This is a genomic window from Pseudarthrobacter sp. GQ63, from assembly GCF_059758765.1.
Genome location: NZ_JCAXEF010000001.1, coordinates 143,874 through 159,789 on the forward strand (window position 1 = coordinate 143,874; position 15,916 = coordinate 159,789).

At 66.7% G+C, this 15,916-nt stretch carries 17 protein-coding genes; 9 read left to right on the forward strand and 8 right to left on the reverse strand.

Features of this window, described 5'->3' with window-relative positions:
- The first annotated feature begins 26 nt into the window (after window positions 1-26).
- From AC6CHP_RS00720 to AC6CHP_RS00740, 5 genes are all read left to right on the forward strand, one after another.
- Window positions 27-635, forward strand: a complete 609-nt coding sequence (locus tag AC6CHP_RS00720) for a hypothetical protein (RefSeq protein WP_498227776.1) — start codon at window positions 27-29, stop codon at window positions 633-635.
- Complete coding sequence (locus tag AC6CHP_RS00725; protein WP_498227778.1) at window positions 625-1,269, forward strand: signal peptidase I; 645 nt, start codon at window positions 625-627, stop codon at window positions 1,267-1,269. Before AC6CHP_RS00720 ends, AC6CHP_RS00725 begins: the two co-directional genes overlap by 11 nt.
- On the forward strand, window positions 1,269-1,754 hold the full coding sequence (locus AC6CHP_RS00730; protein ID WP_498227780.1) for a hypothetical protein: 486 nt from the start codon (window positions 1,269-1,271) through the stop codon (window positions 1,752-1,754). The genes AC6CHP_RS00725 and AC6CHP_RS00730 overlap by 1 nt, the downstream gene beginning before the upstream one ends.
- 105 nt (window positions 1,755-1,859) lie before the next feature.
- A complete protein-coding gene (locus AC6CHP_RS00735) occupies window positions 1,860-2,291 on the forward strand; it encodes a DUF302 domain-containing protein (protein WP_498227782.1) in 432 nt (143 codons plus the stop codon).
- Between the two features lie 5 nt (window positions 2,292-2,296).
- Complete coding sequence (locus AC6CHP_RS00740) at window positions 2,297-2,989, forward strand: class I SAM-dependent methyltransferase (RefSeq protein ID WP_427115828.1); 693 nt, start codon at window positions 2,297-2,299, stop codon at window positions 2,987-2,989.
- Window positions 2,990-3,329: 340 nt separating this feature from the next.
- On the opposite strand, the gene AC6CHP_RS00745 is transcribed toward AC6CHP_RS00740, so the two are convergent.
- The 3 genes from AC6CHP_RS00745 to AC6CHP_RS00755 form a co-directional block, all read right to left on the reverse strand.
- Window positions 3,330-4,235, reverse strand: coding sequence for a phosphatase PAP2 family protein (locus AC6CHP_RS00745; RefSeq protein WP_188727196.1), 906 nt, complete (start codon window positions 4,233-4,235; stop codon window positions 3,330-3,332).
- 74 nt (window positions 4,236-4,309) lie between these two features.
- Window positions 4,310-4,810, reverse strand: a complete 501-nt coding sequence (locus AC6CHP_RS00750; RefSeq protein ID WP_498227785.1) for an SRPBCC family protein — start codon at window positions 4,808-4,810, stop codon at window positions 4,310-4,312.
- Complete coding sequence (locus AC6CHP_RS00755; RefSeq protein WP_377194051.1) at window positions 4,807-5,160, reverse strand: ArsR/SmtB family transcription factor; 354 nt, start codon at window positions 5,158-5,160, stop codon at window positions 4,807-4,809. The genes AC6CHP_RS00750 and AC6CHP_RS00755 overlap by 4 nt, the downstream gene beginning before the upstream one ends.
- 149 nt (window positions 5,161-5,309) lie before the next feature.
- Between AC6CHP_RS00755 and AC6CHP_RS00760 the strand changes: the two genes are divergently transcribed.
- The 3 genes from AC6CHP_RS00760 (at window position 5,310) to menD (ending at window position 10,652) form a co-directional block, all read left to right on the forward strand.
- A complete protein-coding gene (locus AC6CHP_RS00760; protein WP_498227787.1) occupies window positions 5,310-6,311 on the forward strand; it encodes an o-succinylbenzoate synthase in 1,002 nt (333 codons plus the stop codon).
- Window positions 6,312-6,563: 252 nt separating this feature from the next.
- Window positions 6,564-8,639, forward strand: coding sequence for a PhoX family protein (locus tag AC6CHP_RS00765; protein ID WP_427115833.1), 2,076 nt, complete (start codon window positions 6,564-6,566; stop codon window positions 8,637-8,639).
- A gap of 210 nt (window positions 8,640-8,849) precedes the next feature.
- Entirely contained in the window at window positions 8,850-10,652 is a 1,803-nt protein-coding gene (menD, locus tag AC6CHP_RS00770; protein WP_498227790.1) for a 2-succinyl-5-enolpyruvyl-6-hydroxy-3-cyclohexene-1-carboxylic-acid synthase, read from the forward strand.
- Here the strand turns inward: menD and AC6CHP_RS00775 are convergent.
- The gene (locus tag AC6CHP_RS00775; protein WP_188727208.1) at window positions 10,649-11,116 is read right to left on the reverse strand and encodes a MarR family winged helix-turn-helix transcriptional regulator; all 468 of its coding nucleotides are present in this window, start codon (window positions 11,114-11,116) and stop codon (window positions 10,649-10,651) included. The genes menD and AC6CHP_RS00775 overlap by 4 nt on opposite strands.
- Before the next feature lie 117 nt (window positions 11,117-11,233).
- On the opposite strand from AC6CHP_RS00775, the gene AC6CHP_RS00780 reads away from it, so the two are divergent.
- On the forward strand, window positions 11,234-11,776 hold the full coding sequence (locus AC6CHP_RS00780) for a YceI family protein (protein ID WP_188727210.1): 543 nt from the start codon (window positions 11,234-11,236) through the stop codon (window positions 11,774-11,776).
- Between the two features lie 35 nt (window positions 11,777-11,811).
- On the opposite strand, the gene AC6CHP_RS00785 is transcribed toward AC6CHP_RS00780, so the two are convergent.
- The 4 genes from AC6CHP_RS00785 to AC6CHP_RS00800 form a co-directional block, all read right to left on the reverse strand.
- Window positions 11,812-13,044 carry an aminotransferase class I/II-fold pyridoxal phosphate-dependent enzyme gene (locus AC6CHP_RS00785; protein WP_188727212.1) on the reverse strand — a complete coding sequence of 411 codons (1,233 nt, stop codon included), beginning with the start codon at window positions 13,042-13,044 and terminating at the stop codon, window positions 11,812-11,814.
- A 249-nt stretch (window positions 13,045-13,293) separates the two neighbouring features.
- Complete coding sequence (locus AC6CHP_RS00790) at window positions 13,294-14,097, reverse strand: amino acid ABC transporter ATP-binding protein (RefSeq protein WP_104184453.1); 804 nt, start codon at window positions 14,095-14,097, stop codon at window positions 13,294-13,296.
- Window positions 14,098-14,109: 12 nt separating this feature from the next.
- Window positions 14,110-14,901, reverse strand: a complete 792-nt coding sequence (locus AC6CHP_RS00795; RefSeq protein WP_104184452.1) for an amino acid ABC transporter permease — start codon at window positions 14,899-14,901, stop codon at window positions 14,110-14,112.
- A 150-nt stretch (window positions 14,902-15,051) separates the two neighbouring features.
- The gene (locus AC6CHP_RS00800) at window positions 15,052-15,852 is read right to left on the reverse strand and encodes an ABC transporter substrate-binding protein (RefSeq protein WP_188727214.1); all 801 of its coding nucleotides are present in this window, start codon (window positions 15,850-15,852) and stop codon (window positions 15,052-15,054) included.
- Between the last annotated feature and the right edge of the window lie 64 nt (window positions 15,853-15,916).

Here is a 15,916-nt window from a genome sequence, read left to right on the forward strand (position 1 = left end):
CAGGAAATTACGGCCCAGGAGGACTCATGCGCATCAAGCGCACACTGCAGGCGGCCGGCCTTATCGCCGCGGCAGTGATCCTGGGCCTCCTGGCAGTCCAGGGCACCTACGCCCTCTGGAGCGCTACCGCAGTTGCAGCGCCGGGGACCGTGTCCTCCGCTTCATTCACCGTGAATCTCACTGCCACGCCGTCCGGACAGGCCACCACCATGACCCTCCCGGACGGCAAGCCGGCCAACCTGGCTCTGACGCCGGCCGCGGCCCTGCTGCCCGGAACGTCCGTCTACGGCGGGGTGGTTGTCACCAACAGCACCGATGCCGGTGGAACGTTCAACACGGTCGCCACGGTGGGGCAGCCCGCAGCGGCGAATCTGTCCGGCGGGACACTCTCCCAGTACCTGAATGTCAGCGGGAAGGCCGCAGCCTCAGCAGCAGAGTGCAGCACAACCAGTGGATACGTTCCATTGGGCGCCTCCGGACTCGCATCACCAGCAGTTCCCAAGTCCGGTTCCACCGTGTTGTGTTTCCAGGTGACCCTCAGCCCATCAGCCCCGTCCACCGTGAAAGGACAAGCAGTGGCCATCACCCTTCCCCTCACCGTTCGTCAACTCTGCGGGGTCCCCGGTGGCTGCTGACCTGACTGAACGCCCGCTGACCCACGCCGCCGCGGAGGCTCCGGACGCGCCCGTGGCCGCATCGCCGTCGTACTCGAAGAAAGGGAGTGCCGGCGCCCAGGCGCTTTCCTTTGCGGGACGCATGGCAAGCATGGCTGCAATGCTCACTGCGCTGTTTGCGGCATTGGTCCTGATCGTGGTGCCGGTGGCGACGGGATCGCACGCGTATACCGTGCTCACCAGCTCCATGGCACCCAAATTTCCGCCCGGCACCTTCCTGGTGATGAAGCCGGCGCCTTTCGGGGAGCTCAAGCACGGGGACGTCATCACGTTCCAGCTCTACTCCGGAAGGCCGGAGGTCGAAACCCACCGGATTGTGGGCTTCGGGGCCACCCAGACCGGTGAGAAGACACTCATCACCAAGGGCGATAACAACGGCGCCACCGATGCCGACCCGGTCCGTGAAATCCAGGTCAAGGGCAAGCTGTTTTACGCCGTTCCCCAGGTGGGGTTCCTTGCCAACGCACTCGGCAATGCCGACCGCGGACTATGGACCACTCTCGCCGCCATGGGACTAATCGGGTACGGCACCATCCTGGTCTTCAAATCGGTGCGCGGGGCGCGCAAGCCGGCCGCCGTGACTGAGGCCGGGTAATGCGGCGTTTTCTCGGCCTGCCGGGCGCATCCGCCGCCGTAGGAGCTTTTGTAGTCACGGTGCTGCTGGGCTTTGGCGTGCCTGCAGCGTCGGCGCTGTGGCAACAAAGCGCGACGGCGACCATGACCGTCACTGCCGCAGCGAACTGGCCCGGTTCTGCGTTCCAGCAGTTCGCCTGCTCAAGGATAGACAACGCGGATAAAACGGTTGCCCTCAACTATGTCCTGCCCGAGGCGCCTGCCGCTCTGACCCTTTCCGCCAAGAGGCCTGACGGGTCAGACGGGCCGCCCTATACGGTGGCGGGCGCCGGAGCTTCTGGAAGCATCATCCTCACAGAGAACTCACAAATCATCGCCGAGAACCGTTCGATGAGCCTGCTGACGGTGAGAGCCACAGCGACCTATCTAAACCGCACGGAGGCGTCCGCTGAGGCAACTTTGAGGCTGGATGTCGGCACCAACAATGGCAAACTCCACTGCGTATAGCTATTGGGAACTATCCCGCGGACTGGGACCCCCGTAGCCATAACACCCCCGGGGGTATACGATGGCGAAGTACCCACAGCAGGAGCAACCGCCTGAGGAGGCACCATGAGCTACACGCACACCATCACCGTTCCCCTTGCCTGGGACGAGGCGCTGCAGCAGACCAAGGACGCCTTGGCCGAGCAAGGTTTTGGCATCCTTTCGGAGATCAACGTCCGCGCCACCTTCGAGGCGAAGCTGGGGCCTGAGGCCGCCGCATCCGTTGGCGACTACATCATCCTCGGCGCCTGCAACCCCAACCTGGCCAGCCGTGCCCTCGCAGCCGAGCCGGACATGGGTGCCCTGCTGCCCTGCAACGTTGTGGTCCGCCGCGGCACCGACGCCAGCGTAACCACCATCCAGGCGATCGATCCGCAAACCATGGTGCAGCTCAGTGACAACCCGGCAGTCAAGGAAGTAGCGGACGACGCCGACACGCGGCTCCGCGCGGCCCTCGCCAGCCTTAGCTCGGGCGGCAGCGCCGGCCCGGCGAGCTGAGGCGCGTGACTGGCGGCGGCCAGGGAAGCGGCCCTGCGGGGGAGCGCGGACCGGCGGAACTGCAGCACCCGCGCTTCGCCCGGGCCTACGCCCGGGCGGTCGAGGAGATGAACCGCCGCGGCGCTACCGAACACCGCCGTGAGCTGCTGGCCGGGCTGCGCGGGTCCGTCGTCGAAATCGGCGCCGGGGACGGTTCCGGTTTCGCGTTGTACCCGCCGGCCGTCACCCACGTGCTGGCCATCGAGCCGGACGACGACCTCAGGAGCATCGCCGCCGCCAAAGCAGCCTCCGCTCCAGTACCCGTGACCGTCCGCGCCGGAGCAGCCGAACACATTCCGGCGGCTGACGCCAGCGTTGATGCTGTTGTGTCCAGCCTGGTTCTGTGCAGCGTCAGCGAGCAGGCGCCGGTGCTGGCCGAGATCCGGCGCGTCCTGCGTCCCGGGGGGATCCTTGCTTTCTATGAGCACGTCCGCTCGGACAACCGGCTGTTCGCGGCAGTGGAGGACCTGCTGGCGCCTGCATGGCAGCGGTTCGCCGGCGGGTGCCATCCAAACCGGGACACAGTGGCGGCCATCGGGGAGGCTGGCTTTGCTCCGGTAGGCAGCCGGCGCTTCAATTTCGCCGTCCTTCCGTTATCGCCGGCCTTGGCCCATGTGCTGGGCACGGCCGTCAACCCCGGGCCAACCGCCGGGGCCTGACCGGGGACAATAGATCGTGGAAATCCCGGCGCCGCCATTGGGGGGAAGGGCGGCGCCGGGATGTTTGAGGAGCACACGTCCGCTTGCAGGGGGACTATCGTGCTCGCCGTCTCACGTCTGCCAGGAGCCGGGCGGGAGGCCGTTGATACCTGGCGGAGCCCACTTCAAGACGCCGCCAGGAGAGTGATGGGCTGCGAGGCCAATCCGGCTGGATGGCCTCCTGTTGCTTGCCTGCTGCCGCCGCCCGTCTCCTGACAGCCACTACTATCCACCGGGCCCATCAAAATACTCACCAGTAATGCGTCAAGGTTCGGTCAAGGTTTCCCTGGCATGTGGGGGCTCAGCGCCTTGCCGGGACCCGTCGTCGTGCGGCGTACGCGAACAGGGATGTGGTGGCAACGGTGGCTAGGTAGCCGGCGATCACAATCAGGGAGATTCCGGCCCAGAAATAGTGGGTGGTGCTGGTCTCCTGCCACGGGCTCGGGGCGATGCGCGCCAGCGAGTACAGCGCCACCGCGGCCGACGCCAGCCCGATGCCAACCGGAAGCGTCAGCCAGATCCGGGCCGAACCGATGTGCCCGCCAAAGCCGTCCCACGCATTCCAGGACCCCCGCCGGATGATAAGCCAGCCCGCGGGAATCATGAACGCGCCCACCAGCAGGAACGCCGCCACCACGTCCGCCGGCCGGTGCCACTGGTTGATCAGCGTGGACACCCCGGATGCGATGGCGAACGTGCCGCCGACGAATCCGGCCATCGGACGCCAGCGGGGCGAGGCCATCAGGAACACCGCGGCCGCCGCCGACGCCGCCAATGTGGTGTGGCCGGAGGGCAGCGAGTTCAGCTCCAGCGTGATCACGCCCTTGTCCGGGCGGGCGGGCAGGAGATCCTTCAGCACCTGCGTGGCGATGTTCGCGCCGATGCAGGCGGCCACGGCAATTCCTGCCTCCGCCCAGTGCTTGCGGATCACGGTCACAAACAGGACCACGACGGCGGCCATCACCAGGGAGACGGTGGGCAGCAGGTCCAGGAATTTGGTGGTTGCCTTGCCGGCCGGCCCATGGAGTTCCACGGCTTCCACCAGCGCGGACTCGTCGATGAACTGGCCCGTGGTGGTCTGGACGAAGTAGTAGTAGGTGGCCACCAGCCCGGCCACACACGCCAGCGTGGCCAGCACGAACAGGAAGCCCGATCCCGTTGCGGGTCGGGCTGCGGTCCTGCTCGTTGCCTGCCGTTGAAAAGTCATCGCTTAAAGGGTGTCACAGAAAGCTGGGATCCCGCCGCAGGTTGGGGCCCGGCACATCGAGGCGGCCGCGATGGCTATTCCGGGGCCTGGGCGAGTGCCTCGATGAGTTCAAACTGCTCCCGCACCCCGCCCTCCATGCCGGACTGCGCAATCATGTCCCGGATTTCCTTGCTGCCCGCATCGGTGCGGATGCTGATCAGGGTGGCGCCGCCGTCGGCATCGCTGAAGGTGACCGTATTGACCACGGCCCCTTCCTCGCTGTCCCGGCCCACACCCGCCGTTTCCATGACCTCCGTGTGGACGATGCGCTCGTTCGGCACGATCTCCCGGTACGTGCCGTGGAAGGCCACCTCAAACCCGCCGCTCGCCACCATGACGTACCGCCAGGCGCCGCCCTCCCGGAAGTCCATGTCCACCACCGTCATCTCGCCGCGGCGCCCGGACCACCATTTCCGGACGAGATCGGGTGTTGTCCAGGCCCTGTACACAAAGTGCCGGGGCGCTTCCACGATCCTGGTGATGAGGATTTCCCGATCGCCGGGATAGGTCACGTCCATGGTGCTTGTCTGAGTCATTGCCCTGCTCCTTCTTGCGAGGTGTCTTCCTGGAGGCCGGCGAGCACGTCATCCAGCAGGTCGAAGCGCTCCGCCCAGAGGTGCTCATATGTGGAAACCCAGGTGTGGATGGGCTTGAGGGCCTGCGCATTGAGCCGGTACAGCCGCTGCCGGCCTTCGTCCCGGACATCCACAACGCCCACCTCCCGCAGGACCCGCAGATGGCGCGAGACGTGCGGCTGGGCCAGGCCAAGCAGGTCCACCAGCTCGTTCACGGGGCGTTCGCCAAGGCTGAGGGCGTCCAGGATCTCCCGGCGGCGGGGCTCAGCTACCGCGTTGAAAGCGTCCGTGGTTGTTGCTGCCCGTGCCATGCCCACATTATATATCCATATGGATATGCATTGGAAGGCTGTTAGCGCTGGGAGGTTCCGCGGGGTTCGCCGGCTTTGTGTTCGCCGGCTTTGTGTTCGCCGGCTTTGTGTTCGCCGGGGCGGCGGCCCCCGCTTGTAGAGTTGAATCCATGCCATTCGTCCCGCCCCAGGTGCCCGCGCTCGAGGAGCTGCTGGCCGGCGCGCACGTGGTGTCCCTGCCCATGCGGGTCAAGTTCCGCGGCATCATGGAGCGCGAGTCGCTGCTGCTGCGGGGCCCGGCCGGGTGGGGCGAGTTCTGCCCGTTCCCCGAGTACGCCGACGGTGAGGCGTCCCGCTGGCTTGCCGCCGCCATCGAGGCTGCCTGGGAGGGGTTCCCCGCGCCGTTGCGTTCAGTTATTCCGGTGAACGCCACCGTTCCTGCCGTGCCTGCCGAACGGGTGCCCGAGGTGCTGGCGCGGTTTGGCCGGGTGGACGCCGTGAAGGTCAAGGTTGCCGAGCGCGGCCAGACCCTCGACGACGACGCCGCCCGGGTTGCCGCCGTGCGGGCCGCGCTGCCGGACGCCGCCATCCGCGTGGATGCTAACGGGGGCTGGGACGTGCCCGGGGCGGTCTCGGCACTCACCCGGCTTGCCGGCGTCGGGCTTGAATACGCCGAGCAGCCCGTCCCCACCATCGACGGACTGGCCGAGGTCCGCCGCCAGCTGCGGGCCGCGGGCACCCCGGTGCTGATCGCTGCGGATGAAAGTGTCCGCAAGGAGAACGACCCCCTGCGCGTAGCGCGGGCCGGCGCGGCCGACCTCCTGGTGGTCAAGGTGGCGCCGCTCGGGGGAGTCCGGCGCGCACTGGACATCGTTGCTGACGCGGGGCTGCCCGCCGTCGTCAGCTCTGCGCTGGACACCTCCGTGGGCATCCGCGCCGGCCTTGCCCTGGCGGCCGCCCTGCCCGAGTTGCCGTATGCCTGCGGGCTGGGGACGGTGTCCCTGTTTGAATCGGACATCACCACGGATCCCCTGGTGGCCGACGACGGCGCCATCCGCCTCCGCGATGCGGCCGCCGACGCCGGGCTGCTTGAGCGGTATGCGGCACCCGGGGAGCGCCGGGACTGGTGGCTGGCACGCCTGCGCCGCGTCCACGCGCTCCTGGCCCCCTGACACCCTCTCTCACTTAACGCGGGCTTTCCTGCGACCCTCTCTCACTTAACGCGGGTTTTCCTGGCACCCTCTCTCACTTAACGCGGGCTTTCCTGGCACCCTCTCTCACTTAACGCGGGCTTTCCTGGCACCCTCTCTCACGTTTCTGCAGGTCACACGCGGTTAACCGGAACTTCACCCGGCATACTACTGCGCGTAGAAACCGGCTGAAAGGGTGGGCGGGACCTCGTAGAAATTCCTTGGAAGGCCCCCATGTCTGAAACGACTGCCCGCAAGTTCACCCTGCTGCCGATGCTCGGCCATACCAAGGGCAAGCGCAGCGCCGTCACCTGCGCGTTGAAGTGCGACAACGCCTGCGCCGGCGACGTCTGCAACACCAGCTCCAACGGCTACTTCCGTGACATCGCCTCCGCCACCATGTCCCGCCGCGCCGCCCTGGGCTTTGGCGCCGCAGGTGCGCTCGCCGTCGTCCTCGGATCCGCCGCAACCTCGCCTGACTCCGCGAACGCCGCCGGCTTGTCCAAGGCCGCGAAGGAAGGCTTCGGCAAGTCCAAGCTGCAGTTCACGGCCATCCCGTCGATCGATGCCGCCGTGGACGCCGTGACCGTCCCGGAGGGCTTCGCCTGGCAGCCGGTCATCCGCTGGGGTGACCCCATCTTCAACGGCGCACCGGAGTTCGATCTGTACAACCAGACGGCCGCCGCGCAGGAAAAGCAGTTCGGCTACAACAACGACTACACGGACATCCTGGAGATTCCGGGCAGCAAGGGCCGCCGCGCGGTGCTCTTCGCCAACCACGAGTACACCAACGACGCCATCATGTTCCCGCCTACCATGCCTGCAGACCAGACGCGCGCTGTGGGGGCGGCCGCGCACGGGCTGTCCGTGGTTGAGCTGGAACGCAAGAACAAGAACAAGCCGTGGACCTACGTGAAGGGTGCGCCGCTCAACCGCCGCTTCCTCAACAACACGGTGTACGAACTGACCGGCCCGGCCGCCGGCTCGCCGCTTCTCAAGACTGTTGAGGACCCCGCCGGCCGCTTCATCAAGGGCACGCTGGGCAACTGCGCCGGCGGCACCACCCCGTGGGGCACCATCCTCTCCGGCGAAGAGAACTTCCAGAGCTACTTCGTGGCGCCGGGAACCTCTGCCGGGGACAAGCGGTACGGCATCACCAGCAAGCCGACTGCCCGCCAGTGGGAGCTGGACGAGCCGCGCTGGGACACCCGCAACCCCGGCTACGAGAACGAGGCGAACCGCTTCGGCTGGATCGTGGAAGTTGACCCCTTCGACCCCACCTCCAGGCCCAAGAAGCACTCCATGCTGGGCCGCTTCAAGCACGAGGGCGCCAACGTGATCATCGCCGAGTCCGGGCACGTTGTGGCCTACTCCGGCGACGACGAGCGCTTCGATTACCTGTACAAGTTCGTCTCGAAGGACAAGTACCGCGAGGGCGACCGCAAGCACAACATGACACTGCTGTCCGCGGGCAGCCTCTACGTCGCCAGGTTCACGGGCAACTCGCCGGCTGCCGAAATCACCGGAACCGGGGCTGTGCCCGCCGACGGCGCCTTCGACGGCATCGGCGAGTGGCTGCCGCTGGTGGTGGACGGGGCTTCGGCCGTTCCGGGCATGACCGTCGAGGAGGTCCTGGTGTACACCCGCCTGGCCGCCGACAAGGTTGGCCCCACCAAGATGGACCGCTGTGAGGACGTGGAGCCCAGCCTGCACACCGGCAAGGTCTACGTGGCCTGCACCAACAACTCCAACCGCGGTGTTGGGTCCAACGAAGGCGCAACCGAGGTCAACCCGCGCAACCAGAACCGCGACGGCCACATCGTGGAGATCACCGAGACCGGCGGCCAGACCTCCACCACCTTCACCTGGAACCTGCTGATGGTCTGCGGCGATCCGGCCCAGGGCGATGTCACCTACTTCTCCGGCTTCCCGGTGGACAAGGTCTCGCCCATCTCCTGCCCGGACAACCTCGCATTCGACTCCGTGGGCAACCTCTGGATCTCCACGGACGGGGCTCCCTCCGGCATCGGCCGGGCGGACGGCCTGTTCAAAGTCACCCTGGACGGCGCCGAACGCGGCAAGGTAGAGCAGTTCCTTGCCGTCCCGCGCGACGGTGAGACCTGCGGCCCCATCATCCACGACGAGGAGCGTACAGTGTTCGTTGCGGTGCAGCACCCGGGCGAGGACGGCACCTTCGACGCGCAGGTTTCCTTCTTCCCGGACTACGTCGCGGAAGGCACGACGCCGGCACCCGGCCAGGCGCGCGCTCCCCGCCCGTCCGTGATCCAGGTGTTCCGCACGGACGCCTAAGCCCGACGGCGACGCTCTCTCACTTAACACCGGGTTTTCGGCGACGCTCTATCACTTAACACCGTTTTTTCGGCAACGCTCTATCACCTTGTCGTCCGGCTTTGCGCGGCAGGTGATAGAGCGTTCCGGTTAACGCCGCATCAGGTGAGAGAGCGTTCTGGTAAAACCCACATCGAATGAGAGAGCGTTCGGGGGTGGCAGACTGGATTGGTGACTTCGCTGAACGAGCCTTCCCCGGACACCCCGCCTGACACCGATTCCGGCACTACTCCGGACGCCACACCTGGCACTACTCCGGACGCCACGACTGACGGCGGGGCTGGGCTGAGTGCTTTGGCGGCGGCGCGGATCGCCGTCGGGGTGTTGGTCGACGGCGGCGTGCAGCACGTGGTTGTCTCGCCGGGATCCCGCTCGGCCCCCATGGCGTATGCCCTTGCCGAGGCGTCAGCCGAGGGCCGGGTGGACCTGCTGGTCCGGATCGACGAGCGCTCAGCCGGGTTCACGGCCCTGGGCCTGGCCTTGGCCACGGGATCGCCCGCCGCCGTCCTCACAACGTCCGGGACCGCCGTCGGGAACCTGATGCCAGCCGTGATGGAGGCCAACCATGCTGCGGTTCCCCTGGTGGTGCTGTCCGCCGACCGCCCAGACGAGCTCCGCGGAACCGGCGCCAACCAGACCACCGTCCAGCCTGACCTTTTCGGCGAGCAGGTGCGCTTCGCCGTCGACATAGCCGCCGGCACCGACCCCCGGCGCGCCATCCAGACAGGCTTGTCCGCCGCCACCGGCGCGTTCCCCGACCTGCCGCCCGGCCCCGTCCAGCTGAACCTCGCATTCCGCGATCCGCTGGTTCCGTCCAAGGGGGAGGAACTGCCGCCCGCGGCCGAACGGCAGCGCTACCGAATCGGCACCGAGCCGCTCATCATGAACCTGCCGCCGGCGTCAACCGACCTGCCGGAGCGGCGCACCGTCGTACTCGCCGGGCATGACGCCGGGCCCGTCGCCGAGGCGTTCGCGCGCGCCCATGGCCTGCCGCTGCTGGCCGAGCCGTCCTCCAACGCCCGCTTCGGGCCCAACGCGGTAGGTCCATACCGGCTGCTGCTGGAGCACTTCGGCCCCGGCGCGGACATGCCGATTGAACGTGTTGTGCTCTTCGGCCGGCCCACGCTGTCCCGCCCGGTCGCCGCGCTTCTGGCCAGGGCTGATGTCCAGGCTGCGCTCTACCAGCCCGTGCCGGTGGCCTGGTATGAGCCCGGCCGCCGTACCGAGCTGCCGCTGGAAAACCTCGGCGACCTGGCCGGCTTTGCCGGCCGCGGGACCACAGAATGGCTGGATACCTGGCTGCTCGCAGGATCGGCAGCGCAGCATGCCCTGGATGGAATACTTTCAGCGGAGGCTCCCGCGAGCGGGCCGGCAGTGGGCTCGCTGGTGTGGAAGCATGCCCGCGGCCAGCTCCTCCTAGGTTCATCGAACGGCATCCGCGACGTGGACCTCGCCGGCCTGCCCGCCCCGGAACCCGCCGCCACCGTGTACGCCAACCGCGGCCTCGCCGGGATCGACGGCACTATTTCCACCGCCACGGGCATCGCCATCGGCGGCCGGCAGGACACCACAGTCCTGCTGGGCGACGTCACGTTCCTCCACGACGTCGGCGGCCTGCTCCTCGGCGCCGGGGAGGAGCAGCCTTCGCTGCGGATCGTCGTCCTCAACGACGCCGGCGGGGCCATCTTCGACCTGCTGGAACACGGCGCGGTGCGTGAGGCCGGAACGTACGGCGACGCCGTCGAACGCCTCTTTGGCACGCCGCACTCCGTGGACATCGCGGCACTCGCCGCGGCGTACGGCGTCGGGCATTGCTCGGTAAGTACGACGGCGGCACTCGCCGAGGCGCTCGCCCAGCCGGTTGAGGGGCGCAGCATCATTGAAGTCCGCACCGACCGTCATTCCCTGCGGCAGCTCCATACGCGGATCAAGGACGCCGTGGCGGCCGCCGTTGGGGGAGTGCTGACGCGCTAGGACCGGGATTCCGGCTCTAACTTGTCCATGACGCGCCTGGAAAGCCCTATCAACAGCTGGCGTTCCGCAGGCGTCAACAAGTCAAGAAAGTTTGCCCGGACCCATGCGAGGTGGCCCGGGGATGCCGTGCGCAATGCAGCCCGCCCCACTTCGGTGAGATGAACCATGACGCCGCGGGCATCATTGTCCGCCGGTTCCCGGTTGATCAGGCCGCGTTCCTCCATTCGCCGAAGCTGGTGCGCAAGCCTGCTGCGGTCCCAACCGGCACTGCGCCCCAGGTCCCGGGCGCGCATTCCGGAGGGCCCGGCTTCGGCAAGTGGGGCGAGCATCTGGTAATCGGCGCCCGATACGCCGCTGCCCGCCAGCTGCCTCTCCATCCCGGCTGCCAACTGGCGGGTGAAGAGGATGTAGGCGAACCACACTTCTTCCTCGTCCTTCGTCAGGCCGCGCGTCTTCGGAGCCATAAACCACCTTCCAGACGACAAATTGTTGTTGACACGTCAGCATAACAGGAGCAATGTTGCTGATACATCAGCAACTGCCGGTGCGGGGGATTCCGGCCAAGCCCAAGGAAAAACGCCATGACCGCCGAACCAGCCCTGCAGATCCGCGAGTTACCAGACGCGGGTGCGTACCGTATCGACCCTGAACGCTCGGGTGTCACCTACGTCTCCCGGCATATGTTCGGCCTGGGCACGGTGCGCGCCGCATTCCGCGTTTCCTCGGGGCTCTTGTACGTCTCTTCAACACTGGCAAAGTGCAGAGCCAGTGCCACGATCGATGCGGCAAGCTTCACGTCCGCCAGTGGACGCCGCGACCGGGATGTCAAAGGGCGGAGCCTGCTCAACGTGGCAGCCTTCCCGGGGATCCGGTTCTCTTCTACTGGCGTCAGCGAGGAGACGGACGCAATAGTTCTGGCCGGGATCGTGGCCATGCACGATGTAGCAACGGCTGTGCAGGTCAAGATCCTGTCTTGGGAAGCCCCCGCCCCTGGTTGGGTTCACGTAACGGCGCAGGCCACCCACCTGGACCGCTATTCGTTCGGCATTACCGGCTCACGGGGATTGGTGGGCCGCTACTTTGACCTGGCCTTCCGGATCGTCGCCGTACGGAGCGAAACGTAAGCGGCGCCGGGCAGCCAGCCTGCTTCCACGGACGATCAGCCCCCGGGTACCGCATCTGCGACTGCTCCTTTGTCCTTGATCGCTGCTTCGAAGGTTGGCAGGCTCCGCTCGATCATGTCCTCGTTGGCTGTCAGGGAAATCCGGAAGAACCCGGGCGTCTCGAACAGCGTGCCCGGGAAAACGAAGACGTCGCGGCGGGCGAGGGACTCGGTGAAGGCTTCGTCGTCCGGACCGGGCGTGCTGACGAACAGGTAGAACGTGCCCTCCGGCGGCTGCATCCGGTAACCCATGCTGCCGAGCGCGTCCACCAGGCGGTCCCTGCGCCGCTCCAGCTGGCCGACGTCGATGGAGAACTTCTCCAGCTCGGGAAGCGCGTGCTGCAGTAGCGCATTGGGGTACACCCAGCCCATCGCCACCTGCAGGCCGCTGATGGCCGGCGCCATCTCCTCCCGGCGGGGCATGGCCGGCGGCAGGGCCAGATACCCCACCCGCTGGCCCGGGGAAAGATGGGTCTTGCCGTAGGAGTAAGCCAGCAGCGTGTACGGGTAGAACTCCGCCGGGCTGTGGAACCGCACGCCGTCGAACACAATGCGGTTGTAGGCCTCGTCCGAGATGAGGTAGATGCGCCGTCCAATCCTTGCAGACGCAGTTTCCAGCAGGCCGGCGAGCCGGAGCAGCAGCTCCTGGGGATAGATCCGACCGGTGGGGTTGTTGGGCGAATTGACGATCACAACCCGCGTCCGCTCCGTGATGGCAGCGTCGATTGCGGCGAGGTCCAGATCGAACGTGGCGGTGTGGACCTTCACCTTGACCGGGACCAGGCCGGCTTCGAGGATCAGCGGCTCGTACAGGAACCACGGCGGCAGGCTGTAGACCACCTCGTCGCCGGGGTCCGCCACGGTCTTCAGCGCCAGGGCGATCGCAGCGAACCCGCCGGTGGTGAGGAAGATGTCCTCTGTCCTGAAGGGTATGTCCAGCAGCCGTTCCAGGGACTGTGCGGCCGCATCCTGCGCCGTCTCGACGTTGGTCTTGTAGGCAAACCACTGGTCATCACGGGGAACCAGGGCATCCCGCAAAGTGGTGACGTAGCGGTCTGGCGGCATCTGGTGGGGGTTGCCGAACGTGAAGTCGCACACGGTGCGCTGGTCCTGTCCCCGGTTGAGGTACCGCCGGATGAAGGAGTCAACCCGCTGGAACGAGGGCACTGATGCCAGCCGCGCGGCGCGTTCGGATACTGCCGCCTGCGGTGGTGGGGCTTGGAAATTCATCTCTGCGCTCCTGGGTGCGCCACCGCGCGGGACGGCGGCCGGACGGGCAGCGCGCTGCTGAGCCAGGGCTGTGATGTGACCTATTCTGTGCCCAGGCACCGCGGAAGTAAATGCCCGCACAGGAGGCGCGTGCCGCCGTCGTCCGCCTCGTTCAAAAGCGAGGCGCTGATGGCCCCGTGACGCACAAAATCCCCGGCGCTGCGGAGAATCTCTAGCGCCGGGGATTGTGCGTAGTGAAAGCGAAGAGACCTACTCCTCGATGTCGATGTGCGTGGGATCCAGGACGCGGCGCAGGAACTCCTTGGTGCGGGGCTGCGTGGGGGAGGAGATGACCTGCTCGGCCACGCCTTCCTCCACCACAACGCCGCCGTCCATGAACACCACGCGGTCCGCCACTTCGCGGGCGAAGCCCATCTCGTGGGTGACCACCAGCATGGTCATGCCCTCCTTGGCGAGGTTCCGCATGACGGAGAGGACGTCGCCCACGGTCTCGGGGTCAAGCGCGGAGGTGGGCTCGTCGAAGAGCATCAGCTCGGGGTCCATGCTGAGCGCGCGGGCGATGGCCACGCGCTGCTGCTGGCCGCCGGAGAGCTGGTCCGGGAACCGGTCCGCGAGGTGTCCGAGCCCCACACGTTCCAGATTGTGCATGGACACCTTGTCCGCCTCGGCCTGCGAACGCTTGAGGACCTTGGTCTGGGCGATGGAGCAGTTGCGCTTGGCGTCCAGGTGCGGGAACAGGTTGAACTGCTGGAACACCATGCCCACTTTGCGGCGCATCTTGTCGATGTCCACATCGGGATCGGTGGCCTCGAAGCCGCCCACGTGGATGCTGCCCTGGTTGGGCTGCTCCAGCAGGTTGACGCAGCGCAGCAGGGTGGACTTGCCGGAACCGGACGGTCCGATCAGGCACACCACTTCGCCGGGCGCCACGTCCAGGCTGATGCCCTTGAGGACCTCGTTGGAACCGTAGGACTTGCGCAGGTCCTTGATGGCCACGCCGGCGGCCTGGATGGTGGCAGCTCCGCCGCGGGAGTTGTTTACGACGTCGTTCATGGTCTTCCCTGCCTATCGATTGTTCCGCGCAGTGCGGCTTTCGAACTTCCGGGCCAGGAAGCTCAGGGGGATGGTGATCACCAGGTAGAAGGCGCCGGCCACCAGAAGGGGCGTGAGGCCTGCGCCCAGGCTCGAGATACCGTCGCGGCCGAACTTAGTGAGCTCGTACTGCGAGGCGGTGAGGCCCAGGACGTAGATCAGCGAGGAGTCCTTGGTGAGCAGGATGACCTCGTTGGTCAGGGGCGGCAGGACGATCTTGAAGGCCTGGGGGATGACGATGGTGATCATCGCCCGCCACTGCGGCATGCCCAGCGAACGGGCGGCTTCCAGCTGGCCCTTGGGCACGGCCTGCAGGCCTGCGCGGAGGGTTTCGGCGATGTAGGCCGAGGCCACCATGCCCAGGGAAACCATGACGATCACGGTGATGTTCCAGGAAACGCCGAAGGCCAGCGGCACGCCGTAGCCGAAGGCGATGAACACCAGCAGTGCCGGGATGCCGCGGAAGAACTCGATGTACCCGGAGGCGATCCAGCGGTACAGGGGGAAGCTGGAGAGCTTCATCAGGGCCAAAAGCAGGCCGCCGGAGAGGCCCACGATGAAGCCGAGGAACGTGTAGATCAGGGTGTTCGTCAGGCCGGTGACGAAGATGCCCGGGAACATGGGCCCGATCTTGCCGAAGTTGAAGACGCTGTTGCCGATGGTCTCCCAGTCGGTGGCCAGGATCAGCGCGGCGATGGCCACCACAAAGATTCCGGCCTGGACATACAGGCTTACTCTGGCTCGCTGACGTGCGGTCATTGCCATGGGTTGCTCACATTCGTTGTGCGTGGCAGAGGCCCCGGACGGACTGCGGTACAGCTCGTCCGGGGCCCCGGCTGCGTAGTTCTCAGGGCCGTGGCGGGGCCGGGGCGGGGGAGCCCCGGGCCTGCACGGCGACTACTTGGCGGTTGTTGGCTACTTGGCGGTCTCGCCGAACCAGGTGGTCTTGAACTTCTCCAAGGAGCCGTCCTCGGTCAGGCGCTCAAGCGTGCCGTTGACCTTCTCCAGCATTGCGGTATTGCCCTTCTTGATGGAGATGCCCAGCTGCTCGCCGGTTGCGAAGTCCTCAACGCTCTTGAACTTGGGCTGGTCCTTGATGGCGTAGCCAAGGACGGACTGGTTGCCCAGGGCGGCGTCGATGGTGCCGGCTTCAAGAGCCTGCACCAGGAGGCCGGTGTCCTCGAACTGCTGCGCGTCGATGCCCTGCTCCTGGGCGTAGTCGGCGCCGGTGGTGGCCTGCTGCACGCCAACCTTCTTGCCCTTGGCGTCCTCCAGGCCGGTGATGCCGGAGTCCTCGCTGGCCACCAGGGCCAGGTCGTCGTCGAGGTACGGGGTGGAGAAGTCCATAACGGACTTGCGGGTGTCCGTGATGGAGATCGAGGAGATGCCCAGGTCGCACTGGGTCAGGGCGGTGCCGGTCTCGATCGCTTCGAAGGAGCTGTCAACGATGCTCAGTTCGGCGCCGAAGTCCTTGGCGAGTTCCTTGGCGATGTCCACGTCGAAACCGACCGTCTCGCCGTCCTTCTCGAACTCGAACGGCTCGTAAGGGATGTCCGAGCAGACCGTGAGCTTGCCGGCATTGATGAGCTGGATGCCGCCTTCGGAGGCTGCGGGGGTGGAACTGCCGCCGCAGGCCGTGAGGGTGAGGGCGCCGGCGGCGAAGACTGCTGCTGCCTTGGCGGTCATTTTGGCCGTGGCCAGGGACTTGAGCTGCATGTTTTCTTACCTTTTGTTGCGGGGAGTATGCGGTACTAAATCGGTTCATAGTGTAGCGCCGATT